Below are 14,915 nucleotides of genomic sequence, written 5' to 3'. Positions count from 1 at the left end.
TTGTATACACACGTCCTAGCATGTTTTACATTCGGTTTCTTCATACATATAGTATAACAAAAACCATATAATCTCCGTAATATAAAAGATGATATTAATATACATATAATTTATAAAAGACATAAAAATTGTTGCTCTAAGCATCCCCCCAAGGGGGATACCGAGCAACGCTCACTTTCATCTACCCCATTGAAATGGGGAGAATTCCCGTTCGCAAATCTTAAAAAACTCCTCCCATCCATTTAGACGAGAGGAGCTTTCAACAGCTGATCCACCTTCTCCTGTAATACCGATTCGACCCAACGAGGAATCAGCGTATGCGGGAGAAAGGTTTTACCTGTGTATACGTATTCAAGACCCTCCAAACGAGAAGGAATTACTTTTCGAGTAAAATAGCCTTCACTTAAAAACAAAGGAAGCACCAAAACGCGATGTTTTAGACTTAAATCTTTAACCCGGCGATTCAGGTTATCGGGATGCATGGTGGCAAATGAAGCTGCTGACAGTCCCAATTCTTGTTGCGTTCGCAAAGCTAAGTTTGCCATGCCTTGTTCCCATTTTTCTTGAAATCCTGGGAGATCACTACCATGCCCAACCAACAACAGAATTTCTGTTTCTGGATGTGTACTTAGTTCTCTCGTCCGCTCAATCACAATCTGATTAATCAATGGATGGTCATCCATGGCTGAGCAAAGATGAAGTTTCGCTTGGATGGGAAAAGGTTGTTCGTCGATCTCAATCGTTGGATTCTCTTCCAACCCTAAGAGATAACTAATCTCTTCAATATGAGTACTCCCTGACGAAACAAATAAGGGAACAACAAACATCTCTTGAACCCCTTGGCTCTCCAGCGCTTGAATCCCATCAAGAATGGTACGTCCTTCAACCATCTCTAAGAAACTAGTGACAAGAGGACCATCGAATTGCACTTGTCCCATCGCTTGATCCACTAACTTTACCCAATCCTTTTTACTTGAACCATGGGCAATCACCAATACTCCACGCTTTTTCATACACTCACCTCTTTTTTAGTGGGGATTCTTGCTACACATTTTTCAAACGTTGTGCACTTTTCCAAGCCAAAAAAGCTAAGAAAAAACTGAAGATCCCACTAAGCAAGCCTGTAGAGAAAACAAACATGTTTAACATTCCATCGCCAACTAATAAAACCATTGTCAACAAATAGATCCAGCGTGCAAAGGGTTTCCCCAATAATTCAAATAGAGAAATATAGAGATAAAGGGCAATCAGTAAATAATGTACTGCCTCCATATAAGAAGTAGTAAAAAACAAGAAAAACAATCCTAAACCTAGAAATAGGAGAAGGATTAACAGATGAAATGGTATCAAGGATCTTCCCCCTATAGTCCCATATTTGGGCTTAAAAGGAGCCCGTCCACGAAAGACGAGCACCCGATTCTCTTTGATTATATTTTATTTTTTATAATCCTACTTGCTCACGGATCAATTGGTTAACCATCTGTGGATTTGCTTTTCCTTTGGTTGCTTTCATCACTTGTCCGACTAAAAACCCAAGAGCACGATCTTTCCCGTTTTTCAGATCTTCAATGGACTGCGGATTCGCTTCTAGTACCTTAGCCACTTCTTCTTTCAGTTGACCTTGGTCACTAATTTGTACTAAGCCTTTCTCCTTCACGATGGTGGCTGGATCTTTGCCACTAGTCAACATCTCTTGGAACACTTTTTTAGCGATTTTACTACTAATTGTTCCCTTTTGGATCAGTTCAATCATCTCTGCCAAGTTTGCAGGGGTCATCTCAATATCTGACAACTCTTTGCCCTCTGCATTGAGATAACCAAGAAGTCCACTCGAAATCCAGTTAGAAGCTAACTTAGCATCTGCCCCCACTTGAACTGTTTGATCAAAGAAGTCCGCAATCTCCTGTGTTGCAACTAGAATATTGGCATCATAATCAGATAAACCATATTCTTGAGTGTAACGTTGCTGTCTAGCATCTGGGAGTTCAGGAATTGACCTACGTACTTCTTCTTTCCACTTCTCATCGATGTGTAAACGAACTAAATCTGGTTCTGGGAAATAACGATAGTCATGAGCCTCTTCTTTGGTACGCATCAACTTGGTTTTGTTTTGATCTTCGAGCCAACGTAATGTTTGTTGAATGACTTTTTCTCCGCGATCCAAGAGCTCTGCTTGGCGTTGCTCTTCATAGAGGAGAGCCCGCTCTACATTACGGAAGGAGTTCAGGTTTTTCATCTCAGTCTTGGTTCCAAACTCTTTTTGTCCAATCGGTCTCAGACTGATATTGGCATCACAGCGAAGAGATCCTTCTTCCATCTTCACATCAGAAACGCCTGTATATTGAATAATGGTTTTTAATTTTTCCAGATAGGCACGTGCTTCGGCTGGAGAACGAAGGTCTGGCTCGGAGACAATCTCGATTAAAGGAACTCCGACCCGGTTAAAGTCAACGAGGGAACCTTCGCCATTTTCCATATGGTTTAATTTACCCGCATCCTCTTCTAAGTGAACACGTGTAATTCCGATCCGCTTCTTCTTGCCTTCAACTTCAATCTCAATCCAACCATGTTCACCAATCGGTTGATCAAATTGAGAGATTTGGTAAGCTTTCGGTGAGTCAGGATAAAAATAGTTTTTCCGATCAAACTTACTATATTCAGCGATTTCACAGTTAAGTGCCATCGCTGCACGCATCGCAAAATTAACCGCTTGTCGATTGAGAACAGGCAAAACGCCCGGATGTCCAAGACAGATTGGACAAGTTTGTGTATTCGGAGGAGCCCCAAATTCAGTTGAGCATCCGCAAAAGATTTTGGTTTTGGTCTGTAACTCCACATGAACCTCTAAGCCCATCACTGTTTCATATTTACTCATGCATCCAACCCTCCTACTGGGGCAACCAAACGCTCAGTCTCTTGCTCAAACGCATGAGCTACTCGTAGTATGGTTGCTTCATCAAAGGCTTTTCCGATGATCTGTAATCCGACAGGAAGACCTTCTGACAATCCACAAGGAACACTTAACGCAGGTAATCCAGCTAAGTTGACAGGAATCGTACAAAGATCGTTCGCATACATGGTTAGTGGATCGTTTACTTTTTCACCAATTTTAAAAGCAGTTGTAGGGGTAGTCGGTCCAATCACCACATCATAATTGGCAAAAATCGAGTCAAAGTCTTGGCGGATCAATGTACGCACTTTTTGTGCCTTGAGATAGTAAGCATCGTAGTATCCAGAGCTAAGTGCATAAGTTCCCAACATGATCCGACGCTTCACTTCGGGTCCGAATCCTTGACTTCTTGTTTCATGATATAGATCAATTAAGTTCTTTCCTGTTTTACGTACACCATACCGAACCCCATCATACCGTGCGAGATTGGATGAAGCTTCAGCAGGTGCAATTAAGTAATAGGTAGCCACTGCATAATCGGCATGAGGTAAGGAAACCTCTTCGACGATCGCTCCCAATTTCTCTAAGGTTGCAAGAGCTTTTCTCACTTGCTCTCGAACTCCTGGCTCGATCCCTTCGCCCATCATTTCTTTAGGAACGGCGACGCGCAAACCTCGAATATCCCCAGTCAATGCAGAGAGATAATTGGGTACTTCCACATCTGCAGAAGTGGAGTCCATCGAGTCATGACCAGCAAGAGCTTGTAACGCATAGGCTGCATCTTCCACATTTTTAGTTAACGGTCCGATCTGATCCAGAGAAGATGCAAACGCAACCAATCCAAAGCGGGAAATACGACCATAGGTAGGTTTTAATCCCACAACACCACAAAAAGCAGCTGGTTGACGGATGGAACCACCCGTATCAGAACCTAAAGCAAGATAAACTTCCCCTGCTGCTACAGCTGCTGCCGAACCACCACTGGAGCCGCCAGGAACACGCTCCAGATCCCAAGGATTATAAGTGGGGAAATAGCCCGAATTCTCTGTGGAGGAACCCATCGCAAACTCATCCATATTGAGTTTACCCATGGAAATCGCTTGAGCCTCTCTTAACTTATCAACAACTGTCGCATTATAAATTGGTGTATAGTTTTCTAGAAGCTTACTCGCACAAGTTGTCGTCAGTCCTTCTGTACATAAGTTATCTTTGAGACCGATCGGGAGCGCCGCGAGCAATCCCTTGTGCTCGGAGTTTGCGAATTGTTGATCTAGCTCATCCGCTTGCTTTCGGGCTCCTTCTGCATCTACTTTTAAAAAGGCCTGAACTTGTCCATCCACCTGTTCAATCTGTTTTAAGGACTCTTCTACCAAGTCCCGTGCCGAAATTTCCCGTTGCTTCACTCGTTTATGTATTTCTGATAATGATTCCCGAAGTAACGACATACTCTTCCTCCTTAATGCTTATTCTTCAAAAACAGCTGGTACTTTGAACAAGCCATCTTGCTGTTCTGGGGCGTTTAATAATGCTTTTTCACGTGAGATAGAAGGTCTTACTTCATCTTCTCGCATGACATTTACCATCGGATAGGCATGGCTAGTTGGCTCTACTTGGTCAGTATCCAACTCATTCAGCTTTTCAGCAAACTGTAAAATGTTGTTTAATTGAACCGTATATTGGTCGGCTTCTTCTTCTGTTAATGTTAATCTGGCAAGAGAAGCTACTTTTTCTACTTGTTCCTTTGAAATGGTCAAGAATGTCACCTCCATAAAAACTGAGAAACGTGCTACCGAATCTGGGCTCTCTATCTTGAGTGTGCCCAATTGAATCTTCTCACAGTATAGCATAAATCATCGCTCTGTCATCGGTTCGTACGATGAAAACAGCTTGGGGTTGGGTTGTTCAGATAAATGATATAATTGGTGTTTGGTTGGGTAGGTTTCTGGATTGTGAATATTAGATGGATATTGAGTATGTATGAGCTTAACATGGTTGTGGGTGAGTCTTTTTTCCTCATGCCAGTCGGCGAAGATATTTTTTTCACTCGTTCTGGTGGCCAGTTGTCTAGACGTCGCTCATGGAAAAATATCGTCGCCTCCTTCAAAACAAGCAAAAAGGGGAAACGATTATATGAACCATCATTTTCGCAATGTATACTGTGTGGGTAGAAACTATCGTCTTCATGCAGAGGAGTTAGGGAATGCTGTCCCTAGTTCTCCGATGATCTTTTCCAAGCCGACGCACGCCCTTGTTCAAGCAAACGGAAAGGAGATTTTTCTCCCTAATGACCAAGGAGAGATTCACTACGAAGCTGAAGTGGTCATTCATCTCTCCCGATCTTATAAAAAAGGGATTCAAGTGGCAGAGATCGTAGATCAAATGGCACTGGGGATCGATTTTACCTTACGTGATATTCAAAGCCAATTAAAAGCAAAAGGACACCCTTGGTTGTTAGCCAAAGGCTTTCCCAGCTCAGCGGTTATTACAGATCTTCATCCATTTCCGGGGATCGACACTTGTCACAACACGCATTTTTCTCTGCAAATAAATGGACAACAAGTACAGCTAGGAAATATGAGTGACATGCTGTTTGATTTACAGACGATTATTGATTTTTGTGGTGTACATCTGGGATTAGGTGAAGGGGATTTAATCTTTACGGGAACACCGGCTGGTGTAGGAAAAGTGAACGATGGTGATCACCTCCAATTGTTGTGGGGTGAAAAGATCTGGGGAGATTGTGTAGTTCGTTTGGGGTAAGGGAACTTTCTTGAGAAAATAGTAAATCTTAAAACTACATACACAGAGAACCACATCAAAACCTCCCTTTTTTTGCAGGGAGGTTTTGATGTGGTTCTATCATCCAACGATTCATCTCATGCCTACGATCGAAAACGGTTTTGATTAAACCCGACTTCTCGATACCCTTCTCCTTGAAAATCTCTGACAAACGGAGAAATGTTAAATTTCCCCTCTCCATCAGTACCATTTTGTAAAGCTACAACCACATTTGTGGTGCCCATAATGCCCATCCAACACACCAGCAGCGAAAGAGATTGCATTTTCTTCAACCAATGATTCTTCATCAGGTAAGGGTTCATTGATTATTTTCCCATCACCACCTAACTGTTGTTGGAAAATCATTTCACTTAAGGATCAACCATATCAACAGGTTTCGCATTTTTCATTCTTTCTTCAGTCCAATAAGAATCACCATTTGATTGATTCTGGTGGTTTTGAGTTTTTTGAGGATCATCTGTACTTGAATCACTATGGGGTTTTGTATCCTCATTCGCACAAGCAAAAAGTGTAATCGTACAGACTGAAACGAACAGAATTACCAACTTTACTCGTCCCATACCCGCTTTAACCTCCAAACTGGTGGAGTCAACCCACATGGTCCAACCTTTGCATGGCAATCCTATATGACCAATGGAACAAAAAACAAAACCATCAGTACAATCAATTCCCTTACTTTTAATACAGAATAGTCCATCTGATTTCAGAATAAGCGACCTGTTTAACAAGATCAACCATATTTAATTGAAACCTCTTTAATCATATAAAAAGACTCCTACTACAGCCAATCACCTGTAATAGAAGCCTCTATATCTCAAAAAAACGGTTGAAACGCGGAGTCATCCAACTTGGGAACCAAACCTTCTTCAGCCGCTCGTCCCAGTAATGCCCGAATCGCTCCAATTCCTTCTTCACCCAAGTTAGCGCTAAATTCATTTACATAAAGATTGATGTGTGCTTGTGCCACTTCAGGGTCCATCTCTTGAGCATGACACATGACATATGACTGCGACATTTTTCGATCTTTCCATGCGAGTTCTACTGATGACCGAGTCCATCCGGCAATCGCTTTAAGATCTAGATTTCGCTTGGCTATAATTGCCCCTAGCGGGATGGGTAGCCCTGTATCCTCTTCCCACCATTGTCCCAAGTCAGTCACTAGCTGAAGCCCATAAGAAGGATAGGTAAAGCGAGCTTCATGAATCACCAGTCCAGCGTCGATCTTCCCATCTCTGACTGCAGGCATAATCTCCTGAAAAGGCATCACCACGATTTCACCCACACCGCCTGGAACAAATCGGGCGATCCATAAGCGGAATAATAGGTAAGCAGTTGAACGTTTGCTTGGAACAGCGACTCGCTTCCCCGACAACGCCGCTGGGTCTGTATCATTGGCGGTCAATACTAATGGACCACAGCCACGACCTAAAGCTCCTCCACAAGGTAAAAGCGCATATTCAGACAATACCCATGGCAAAGCGGCACAAGAAATCTTCAGGATATCATAATCAGTTGAATGAGCCGCCCAATCATTGGTTCGATCAATATCCGCATAGGTGACTTCCAGCGGTGGAGCATCTGGAATCAGTCCATGGACCCAACCGTGAAAAATAAAAGTGTCATTGGGACAAGGAGAAAATGCAATTTTCATGTTAACACCTCTTTTAAACTAGCACTTGCCACTTCTAATGCTTTTAATGCATCACCGATCCGCCAAGCGGAACGATCTCGGGGTCCTACCCGATTAGAAATCGCCCGAATCTCTAACACAGGAATCCCTAGAACATGTGCCGCCGTAGCCACACCAAACCCTTCCATCGCTTCGGCTGCCGCACTAGGTACACGCTGGGCTAACTCTTCAGTCGTTTCAGCCGTTCCTGTAACCGTGGAAACAGTAAGGACAGGCCCTAGAGTGACAGACAATCCCTTTTCACGAATGACATCTGCCCATTCGTTTGCCAAACTTGTATGTACAGGAATCTGAACAGATCCAAAACCCAACTCATCTAAGCTCATATATCCCTCTGGCGTTTCCGCTCCCAAGTCAGCAGCGATAATCTGATCTGCGATGACGAGCTCCCCGATCTCAGCTTGTCCGACAAAACCGCCACCAATGCCTGCAATGATGACCAAATCATACGAAGTCTTCGCCAAAACCATCGCTGTCCTAACCGCAACCATCACAGGTCCTACGCCGGCCGCCAATACATCAACTTGATCTATATCACCAAGCCCACGCAACACCGCTTCCCGCTCAGCCTCTACAGCTGTAACAATCAGCACACGTCGGTGAGAACTGGGTGATTGTGTATGAAGTTCTTCACTCATGGTTAAGGTCTCCTTTATTTCTATACACTTCTATTATAAATAGAGAGAATCATACAGCAAAGAGAAAACCACCAAAGAGAGTTGTTGATAACAAAAAAAACTAGTTTTATTATACTGATATGAATAAGCTGGATCTAACCTTTTTCCATTACCAAAGATAACTTTTATAAGATAAGAGATAAAACTTCTTCACCTACTATTATTTTTTTAAAAAACTCATTTCTATATTCAGTATCTCATTATCCAAGAGTAAATCCATTAATAAAATAAAGATAATTATACAAAGAACAATATAAATATAGTATTATTCATTTTAAAATAAACAAGAAATAAAAAGAGATATTTAATAATCAACGCCTCATATTTATTTAATAAATAATTTTTTATTAATAATTATAGGATTGAAATATTCACCCTATTTGATATAATAAAAATGAACCATAGATCTAAACATATTAATTTTTTAAAGGGAGAGTAAAAATGCATAATCTAAGGAAGTTGAGATCAAGCAAAAAACTATTATTACCGTTCTTGGCATTGGCTTTTGCATTATTAATCCCAGTATCTCAGGTGTCTGCTGCATATTCCCCATGGGCTATAGTAACACCAGATAAGGTTTATAACACCACTAGTATTTATGTACAAGCTGGTCAAAAAATTAATGTTACTGTCCATAACAATGGGAATGGCTATTTCGATTATTGGGTAACATCAGGTGGAAAAACGGTTACTGAAGGAACTGTAGATGCAGGTAAAAAGAAAAGTTACTCAGTCGGAGCACCTGTTGGAACAGCAGTTTTGCATATACAATGCCCTACTTCCTGGTGTGATGGTCAAGGTAGACTACAAACATATTAAAAGCTTTTTAGGCATACGAATGAAAACACCCATTTCCTTGGCTCAATTAAATTAATTATTTAAAAGGAGATATGAAAGTGTATAATCAAAAGAAATTAAAATCGAACAAAAAACTATTGTTACCGTTCTTAGCATTGTTTTTTGCATTATTAATTCCAGTATCTCAGGCGTCTGCCGCATATTCCTCATGGGCTACAGTAGGACCAAATAAAACATACGACTCCACTAGCATTTATGTCCAAGCTGGTCAAAGTGTTAATGTAACTGTCCATAACACTGGAAATAGCTCTTTCAATTTTCGGGTAACATCAGGTGGAAAAACCATTACTAGTGGAATGGTTTCTGCTGGAGCATCAAAAAGTTACTCTACTGGAGTACCAGTTGGAACAGCAGTATTACATTTACAATGCACTAGTTCGTGTAGTGGTCAAGGTAGACTACAAACATATTAAAAGGCCTTATCTAGCTTTTAATTACATGATCTCCTTTGATAATATTATCAAAGGAGATCATAAGAGGAGGAATAGGGTCCCCCTAATCCTTTCCTCTAGACCCTGTTCCCCCATCTATACTATATCTCTTCATCTGATCCCTATAAACGTTACCTTCAAAAACACCAATAAGCAAATGGTTATTCTATAAAATAGAACCTTTGCTTGTTGGTGTTTTCTTTTTAAATTGAGTATATGTAGGAAATCTTCCATTAATTATTTTTTACAATTATGAAATCATATGGTTCTCCCCATTTCGATTGCCCTTTCAATATTTTTATGGTCTTCACTCCATTTTCTATCATGCGCTTGTAATATCACTAAATAAGTAAGAGCATCTATTTGTCGTCGTGGATATTCAAACTCATGATCATAGTCAAGGACGGTTTGAAAGCATTGTCGTGCTTGATTATACTTCTTTTCCAGTAGATAGATACTTCCGAGTACATTCATTAGTTCAAGATAACGATTCTGATCACTATTTCGTAAAGAAAGACAATCCCTTCTAAACAAGTGTAACTCGCTTCTAAATACTTCTTCATTTGCCTTAAAATGATAAAGCGAAATTTATAAAGAGTTAATACCGTTTCTAGAACATTAATCTCAGTAACAAACGGCCATCCGAACAAGATCAGAAGTACATAATCAGGAATAAAGGTATTGATGTGCAAGTTCCTAAATGGCCAAAAGCCTAAAAGGGTAGAACTTCCTACTAAAAATATTAAAGAAAAGAAGTAGACCTTTTTACTCCCAAAAACAAATTTAACGATGCTGTCCGACAATCTTAATCAACGAATACATATTTTAATAGATCCTATGCTACCATCTACTCCCTTTCTATTTATCTCACATAGAGTAGTAGTGGGGGTTGATCATTAAGCAATTGATGAACTGTGGTTGTTATACCCGTTTTGCAAGCGATCTTGTAAAACTCACTTTTGATCGCCTTTAGTCATGAAGCATCACAGAATGAATCTCAGAAGCTTTAGCTTTCAAATCTATTTGAATCCATACACCTTAAAAATTTTATTATAAAATCGATACTCAACCCCGAAAATATACCAAGGGGTGGGTTTGTTTGACACGTATCGTTATTGACCCTGGTCACGGAGGAAATGATCCTGGAGCCACAAATGGAAGTTCTAGGGAGAAAACATTCAATCTCTCCATTGGCTTAAAAGTCCGAGATTATCTTCTCTCCAACTATAACGTGGAAGTGATTATGACTCGTAGCACAGACACGACACTTTCTTTAGCCCAGCGGGTTCAGATCGCTAAAAGCCGAGGTGCTAATTATTTTTGTTCCATCCATATCAATGCAGGTGGAGGGACGGGTTGGGAAAGCTTTATTTATAATGGAGGGGTTAGCAACTTTACGATTGAAGCAAGAAATAAAATTCATCAGTCTGTAATGGGGGTGATCGGTTCCAAATATGGAGTAAGGGACCGTGGGAAAAAAAGCGCTAACTTCTATGTACTCAGAGAAACTGCTATGCCTGCTGTCTTACTTGAAAACTTATTCATTGATACCACCAACGATCTCAATCTTTTACGAAACTCGACATTTATTACAGATCTTTCTCATGCCATTGGCGAAGGAATAGCCCAAGCCTTCTCTTTATCACCCAAACAAAAAGCTCTATACAAAGTGATCGCCGGTTCATTTCAAAGTAAAGAGAATGCTGAGGAAAGGAAGGAATATTTATCCTCCAAAAAAATCGATTCAATGATTGTAGAAACAATGATTTCAGGCACGACCTATTATCGTGTTCAGGCAGGAGCCTTTTCGCAAAAAAAGAATGCAGAAAAACAGTTAAATCGACTCAAACAAGTTGGGATTACGGATGCATTTATCATTCAAGAGAAACTTTAAGTCAATACCCACCTAATCATATAAGAGATGGTCACCCTATTAAAGCGTTGGAGCCTGATTTTCACTCTTCATAAGCTTATTCCTTGTCATGAAGGGGAAAAGTTCAATCAGACAAAAAGATGCCTTTTCGCTAGGCATCTTTTTGTGTCGTTATGGTGCTTTTAGCTTCTCCTGTCGGTTGTTCAGCTACAGGAGATGGAGTTGCCATTGGGGTCTTAGAAGCTTCCGTAGTTGAAGTGGTAGAAGGCATTGTCGACTGTGTGGTTGTGGTTGCTTTCGGATCTACAGTAGCTGTTGCTGTAGGTGACGTTGCAACAGAAGCCGTTGGTTTGGCTTCTTCTACTTGTGCAGGTGTAGAAGATGTTGGTTGTGATAAAGAAGTCGACTTGTTCGAATCCTCATCCTCCTTCTTCTCATCTAAATCACTGACGATTCCACTCGTCGCTTGCTTGAACTCCCTAAACGATTTACCTACAGCTCGTCCGAGTTCAGGTAATTTTTTAGGACCAAATAATAATAACGCAACTCCAAGAATGATAATCCATTCAATACCTGAGATACTCACCTTATCCCTCCTTAGATCAGGAGATCCCTACAAATATATTTTTATTATAAATCGTATCATTGAAGCCCGGATCAACGAAATGTTAAATCTATAAGAAGCACTCTATGTGTTTAGTCTAAATCTTAACATGCATTCAATCCATTTTTTTCTCTTTCTTATTCTTCCTCCATTGAACCAAAATATAGACCATAAGTAAACAGCCAGCAATCATTGCCACTGGTTTGACATAAGGAGAAGCGACTTCTTCAAATTGCTTCCAACTTCCACCTAATTGCATCCCGATCCAGATAAAAAAGATCGACCATGGAATCACCGCTAAGGTGGTTAATATTGTAAAGCGAATCCATGACATTTTCGCAATCCCCGCGGGGATCGAAATGGCATGACGGACTACTGGAATAAAACGTGCGCCAAAGATCACTCCTGATCCATAACGATGAAACCACTTTTCTGAGAGGTCTAGTTGTTTTTTATGAATCAATACATATTTCCCATACCGTTCTAAAAAAGGTCTCCCTCCATACGAACCCATCCAGTAAAGAATCAACTGAGCTAAAACCCCGCCAATGGTACCGGCAATGACCGCCCCAATAAAAGTGATTTTTCCATTATTGACAAGAAACCCACCATAAGAAAGGACAATCTCACTTGGAATCACTTCTACAGCCAGTCCAAGAACGATTCCCAAGTATCCTAGATCAGCAAGTTTTTCCAAAAGATAATGAATCATGTCAATCATGTGGTTCATACCCATCCTTTTTTAGGAATTTGGTTCGAATCTGACCATCTTCTCTCATCTAAGGTATGAACGCCAAAGCACAATTAATACTCTACTTTCTTCAACCCCCTTCCTCTCTATTCTATAACTATTCCCAAAATGATTGATCAACTAAAAACCCGAATTTCAACCACATCAAAGGACAGATAAATAAAAGGCTAGGGATTTTTCGGTTAGTGCAATTAGCTGAGCTAAGAAATCATCTGGATTTCTAGTATCATCATATTTTTGGAGTGCTTCATGGTAAGAGACTCGCTCTTCAACTGGTAAGATAACAGGTGGATAATCATATTTCATCAACTCGAGGTTTGTAATGAGTCTTGCTGTTCGTCCATTTCCATCGATGAATGGATGGATTCGAACAAAATCACAATGAAGATAAGCTACTTGTAGAAGTGGATGAAGCTTATTCCACTCTTCGTGATATTTCTGTATCAGTTGTTCCATCTGAATAGCAACTTCCCATGGCTGTGGTGGTAAATGATCACCAACTGTAACAGGTACACTTCGATCACGTCCTGCATCTTTTGGACGAATACGCTGAAGTAAGATCGCATGAATCTGTTTGATATGCATTTCACTAAGCTTTTCTTCTAATTAGGCTAGTTGTTCCAAACTCCCTCAAGCAAAGCTTTTAAAAGTTTGATTGAGAAACATTTCTGCTTATTTAATAAATCTCCCTCCTTACCAAAAAAACCTTCGTAGATTCAAAATCTACGAAGGTTTTCCTTTTCACATGAACCTTACAATTGTTCGGAAACTAGCTTTGCTTGGGTGAAGAGAAGTAGATAGTCACGTCCACCTGCTTTGGAATCAGTACCGGACATGTTAAAGCCACCAAATGGATGTACACCTACTAATGCACCTGTACATTTACGGTTGAAGTAGAGGTTACCCACATGGAACTCTTGACGTGCTTTTTCTAATTTTGCACGGTCACGAGCGATGACTGCACCTGTCAATCCGTATTCGGTATTGTTGGCAATTTCCAACGCATGGTCAAAGTCATTCGCTTTGATGAACGCTACGACTGGTCCAAAGATTTCTTCTTGTGAGATTCGAGCATCTGGAGCCACATCGGCAAAGATGGTTGGTTGGATGAAGTAGCCATTTCCTTTAGCTTTGTCGCCACCAGTCATGAGACGGCCTTCTTTTTTACCAATCTCGATGTACTCTAAAATTTTGTTATAGGCTTTATCATCGATCACAGGGCCCAAATCAATGCCTAATGATTTGGCTTCGCCTACTTTTAGCTGTTTCGTTTTTTCAACAACTTTATTTAAAACTTCATCATAGACATCTTGATGAATGATTGCACGGGAGCATGCAGAACATTTTTGTCCAGAGAATCCAAAAGCGGATTTAACGATGGAATCCGCTGCTAACTCGAGATCTGCATCCGCATCTACGACGATGGAGTCTTTTCCACCCATTTCAGCAATCACTCGTTTGATCCATTTTTGTCCTGGAGCGGTTTTAGCAGCTTGCTCATTGATCCGAAGACCTACCGCACGAGATCCAGTAAAGGAGATAAAGCGGGTCAATGGATGTTTGACTAGATATTCGCCAACTTCTGCACCTGGACCTGGAACATAGTTCACAACTCCATCTGGAAGTCCTGCATCATACAAAATCTCCATAAATTTCGCAGCAATCACATTGGTTGGGCTTGCTGGTTTTAAGACCACTGTATTTCCAGATACGAGTGCAGCTGTTGTCATTCCTACCATAATCGCTAATGGGAAGTTCCATGGTGGAATCACAACACCGACACCAAGCGGAATATATGTAAGCTCATTATCCTCACCTGGAATGCGTGTCAATGGTTGTCTTTCACTTAAACGAATCATTTCACGTCCATAAAACTCCATGAAGTCAATCGCTTCTGCTGTATCTGCATCCGCTTCAGGCCAGCTTTTACCTGCTTCCAATACTAACCATGAAGAGAATTCATGCTTACGGCGACGCATAATTGCAGATGCTTTAAATAGAACGCGTGCCCGAGCTGCTGGTGAAACCGCTTTCCAACTTTCGAAAGCTTTAACAGCTGTTTGCATAGCTTTCTCAGCTAATTCAGTATCGGCCTCAGAGACAACACCAATCACTTCATCGAGATCAGATGGGTTGATTGATTTAATCTTTTGATCCGTTTTTATATGCTTGCCACCAATAATGATGTCATATTCTTTGCCAAGCTCTGCTCTCACTTTTTTTAGTGCTGCTTCAAAAGCAGAGCGATTTTCTTCTTTAGAGAAGTCTGTAAAAGGCTCATTTCTAAATTCGATCATGTTCAATGTTCCCCCTTAATTAGTGTAGCGGCTTGCCCCGTTGTC

At 40.8% G+C, this 14,915-nt stretch carries 18 protein-coding genes; 4 read left to right on the top strand and 14 right to left on the bottom strand.

Annotation, left to right across the window (positions count from 1 at the left end):
- Positions 1-242: 242 nt before the first annotated feature.
- From EDD58_RS05495 to gatC, 5 genes are all read right to left on the bottom strand, one after another.
- Positions 243-1,013: a sirohydrochlorin chelatase gene (locus EDD58_RS05495; protein WP_131923830.1), complete on the bottom strand. Its 771-nt coding sequence runs from the start codon at positions 1,011-1,013 to the stop codon at positions 243-245.
- Positions 1,014-1,044: 31 nt separating this feature from the next.
- A complete protein-coding gene (locus EDD58_RS05490) occupies positions 1,045-1,350 on the bottom strand; it encodes a hypothetical protein (RefSeq protein ID WP_131923829.1) in 306 nt (101 codons plus the stop codon).
- Positions 1,351-1,441: 91 nt separating this feature from the next.
- Entirely contained in the window at positions 1,442-2,875 is a 1,434-nt protein-coding gene (gene gatB / locus EDD58_RS05485) for an Asp-tRNA(Asn)/Glu-tRNA(Gln) amidotransferase subunit GatB (protein ID WP_131923828.1), read from the bottom strand.
- Positions 2,872-4,335: an Asp-tRNA(Asn)/Glu-tRNA(Gln) amidotransferase subunit GatA gene (gatA, locus tag EDD58_RS05480; RefSeq protein WP_131923827.1), complete on the bottom strand. Its 1,464-nt coding sequence runs from the start codon at positions 4,333-4,335 to the stop codon at positions 2,872-2,874. Before gatA ends, gatB begins: the two co-directional genes overlap by 4 nt.
- A gap of 18 nt (positions 4,336-4,353) precedes the next feature.
- Entirely contained in the window at positions 4,354-4,659 is a 306-nt protein-coding gene (gatC, locus tag EDD58_RS05475) for an Asp-tRNA(Asn)/Glu-tRNA(Gln) amidotransferase subunit GatC (RefSeq protein WP_131923976.1), read from the bottom strand.
- A gap of 361 nt (positions 4,660-5,020) precedes the next feature.
- Between gatC and EDD58_RS05470 the strand changes: the two genes are divergently transcribed.
- On the top strand, positions 5,021-5,650 hold the full coding sequence (locus EDD58_RS05470) for a fumarylacetoacetate hydrolase family protein (protein WP_131923826.1): 630 nt from the start codon (positions 5,021-5,023) through the stop codon (positions 5,648-5,650).
- A gap of 219 nt (positions 5,651-5,869) precedes the next feature.
- Here EDD58_RS05470 and EDD58_RS15000 read toward each other — a convergent pair whose 3' ends face one another.
- The 4 genes from EDD58_RS15000 to EDD58_RS05455 all read right to left on the bottom strand — a co-directional run bounded on the left by EDD58_RS15000 (position 5,870) and on the right by EDD58_RS05455 (position 8,017).
- Positions 5,870-6,034: a hypothetical protein gene (locus EDD58_RS15000; RefSeq protein ID WP_207903258.1), complete on the bottom strand. Its 165-nt coding sequence runs from the start codon at positions 6,032-6,034 to the stop codon at positions 5,870-5,872.
- A 5-nt stretch (positions 6,035-6,039) separates the two neighbouring features.
- Positions 6,040-6,417 (bottom strand): hypothetical protein, encoded by a 378-nt coding sequence (locus EDD58_RS14785; RefSeq protein WP_165875818.1) that lies wholly within the window; start codon positions 6,415-6,417, stop codon positions 6,040-6,042.
- An 86-nt stretch (positions 6,418-6,503) separates the two neighbouring features.
- Positions 6,504-7,340, bottom strand: a complete 837-nt coding sequence (locus EDD58_RS05460; protein WP_131923824.1) for a menaquinone biosynthesis family protein — start codon at positions 7,338-7,340, stop codon at positions 6,504-6,506.
- Positions 7,337-8,017 carry a futalosine hydrolase gene (locus tag EDD58_RS05455; protein WP_131923823.1) on the bottom strand — a complete coding sequence of 227 codons (681 nt, stop codon included), beginning with the start codon at positions 8,015-8,017 and terminating at the stop codon, positions 7,337-7,339. Before EDD58_RS05455 ends, EDD58_RS05460 begins: the two co-directional genes overlap by 4 nt.
- 480 nt (positions 8,018-8,497) lie before the next feature.
- Between EDD58_RS05455 and EDD58_RS05450 the strand changes: the two genes are divergently transcribed.
- Both EDD58_RS05450 and EDD58_RS05445 read left to right on the top strand, forming a co-directional pair.
- Entirely contained in the window at positions 8,498-8,875 is a 378-nt protein-coding gene (locus EDD58_RS05450; RefSeq protein WP_131923822.1) for a hypothetical protein, read from the top strand.
- A gap of 77 nt (positions 8,876-8,952) precedes the next feature.
- A complete protein-coding gene (locus EDD58_RS05445; protein WP_131923821.1) occupies positions 8,953-9,327 on the top strand; it encodes a G1 family glutamic endopeptidase in 375 nt (124 codons plus the stop codon).
- A gap of 276 nt (positions 9,328-9,603) precedes the next feature.
- On the opposite strand, the gene EDD58_RS05440 is transcribed toward EDD58_RS05445, so the two are convergent.
- Complete coding sequence (locus EDD58_RS05440; RefSeq protein ID WP_131923820.1) at positions 9,604-9,879, bottom strand: hypothetical protein; 276 nt, start codon at positions 9,877-9,879, stop codon at positions 9,604-9,606.
- Positions 9,880-10,444: 565 nt separating this feature from the next.
- On the opposite strand from EDD58_RS05440, the gene EDD58_RS05435 reads away from it, so the two are divergent.
- Positions 10,445-11,239 carry an N-acetylmuramoyl-L-alanine amidase gene (locus tag EDD58_RS05435; RefSeq protein WP_131923819.1) on the top strand — a complete coding sequence of 265 codons (795 nt, stop codon included), beginning with the start codon at positions 10,445-10,447 and terminating at the stop codon, positions 11,237-11,239.
- Positions 11,240-11,369: 130 nt separating this feature from the next.
- Here EDD58_RS05435 and EDD58_RS15240 read toward each other — a convergent pair whose 3' ends face one another.
- The 4 genes from EDD58_RS15240 to pruA form a co-directional block, all read right to left on the bottom strand.
- Positions 11,370-11,804, bottom strand: a complete 435-nt coding sequence (locus EDD58_RS15240; protein ID WP_131923818.1) for a Sec-independent protein translocase subunit TatA/TatB — start codon at positions 11,802-11,804, stop codon at positions 11,370-11,372.
- Positions 11,805-11,937: 133 nt separating this feature from the next.
- Positions 11,938-12,552: an undecaprenyl phosphate transporter UptA gene (uptA, locus tag EDD58_RS05425; RefSeq protein WP_131923975.1), complete on the bottom strand. Its 615-nt coding sequence runs from the start codon at positions 12,550-12,552 to the stop codon at positions 11,938-11,940.
- A gap of 165 nt (positions 12,553-12,717) precedes the next feature.
- A complete protein-coding gene (locus tag EDD58_RS05420) occupies positions 12,718-13,158 on the bottom strand; it encodes a Fic family protein (RefSeq protein ID WP_131923817.1) in 441 nt (146 codons plus the stop codon).
- A gap of 167 nt (positions 13,159-13,325) precedes the next feature.
- Positions 13,326-14,870 (bottom strand): L-glutamate gamma-semialdehyde dehydrogenase, encoded by a 1,545-nt coding sequence (gene pruA, locus EDD58_RS05415; protein WP_131923816.1) that lies wholly within the window; start codon positions 14,868-14,870, stop codon positions 13,326-13,328.
- Between the last annotated feature and the right edge of the window lie 45 nt (positions 14,871-14,915).

Origin of the sequence: Hazenella coriacea, assembly GCF_004341825.1 — a bacterium.
GTDB lineage: Bacteria > Bacillota > Bacilli > Thermoactinomycetales > Thermoactinomycetaceae > Hazenella > Hazenella coriacea.
The sequence above is the reverse complement of the archived record's forward strand: the minus strand, read 5'-3'. Positions and strand labels throughout refer to the sequence as shown.

Excerpts from the sequence above, each read along its gene's own strand:
- EDD58_RS05495 (WP_131923830.1), bottom strand. The coding sequence starts at position 1,013 with ATGAAAAAGCGTGGAGTATTGGTGATTGCCCATGGTTCAAGTAAAAAG.
- gatB (WP_131923828.1), bottom strand. The coding sequence starts at position 2,875 with ATGAGTAAATATGAAACAGTGATGGGCTTAGAGGTTCATGTGGAGTTA.
- gatA (WP_131923827.1), bottom strand. The coding sequence starts at position 4,335 with ATGTCGTTACTTCGGGAATCATTATCAGAAATACATAAACGAGTGAAG.
- gatC (WP_131923976.1), bottom strand. The coding sequence starts at position 4,659 with ATGGAGGTGACATTCTTGACCATTTCAAAGGAACAAGTAGAAAAAGTA.
- EDD58_RS05470 (WP_131923826.1), top strand. The coding sequence starts at position 5,021 with ATGAACCATCATTTTCGCAATGTATACTGTGTGGGTAGAAACTATCGT.
- EDD58_RS15000 (WP_207903258.1), bottom strand. The coding sequence starts at position 6,034 with ATGATTTTCCAACAACAGTTAGGTGGTGATGGGAAAATAATCAATGAA.
- EDD58_RS05460 (WP_131923824.1), bottom strand. The coding sequence starts at position 7,340 with ATGAAAATTGCATTTTCTCCTTGTCCCAATGACACTTTTATTTTTCAC.
- EDD58_RS05455 (WP_131923823.1), bottom strand. The coding sequence starts at position 8,017 with ATGAGTGAAGAACTTCATACACAATCACCCAGTTCTCACCGACGTGTG.
- EDD58_RS05450 (WP_131923822.1), top strand. The coding sequence starts at position 8,498 with ATGCATAATCTAAGGAAGTTGAGATCAAGCAAAAAACTATTATTACCG.
- uptA (WP_131923975.1), bottom strand. The coding sequence starts at position 12,552 with ATGAACCACATGATTGACATGATTCATTATCTTTTGGAAAAACTTGCT.
- EDD58_RS05420 (WP_131923817.1), bottom strand. The coding sequence starts at position 13,158 with ATGCATATCAAACAGATTCATGCGATCTTACTTCAGCGTATTCGTCCA.
- pruA (WP_131923816.1), bottom strand. The coding sequence starts at position 14,870 with ATGATCGAATTTAGAAATGAGCCTTTTACAGACTTCTCTAAAGAAGAA.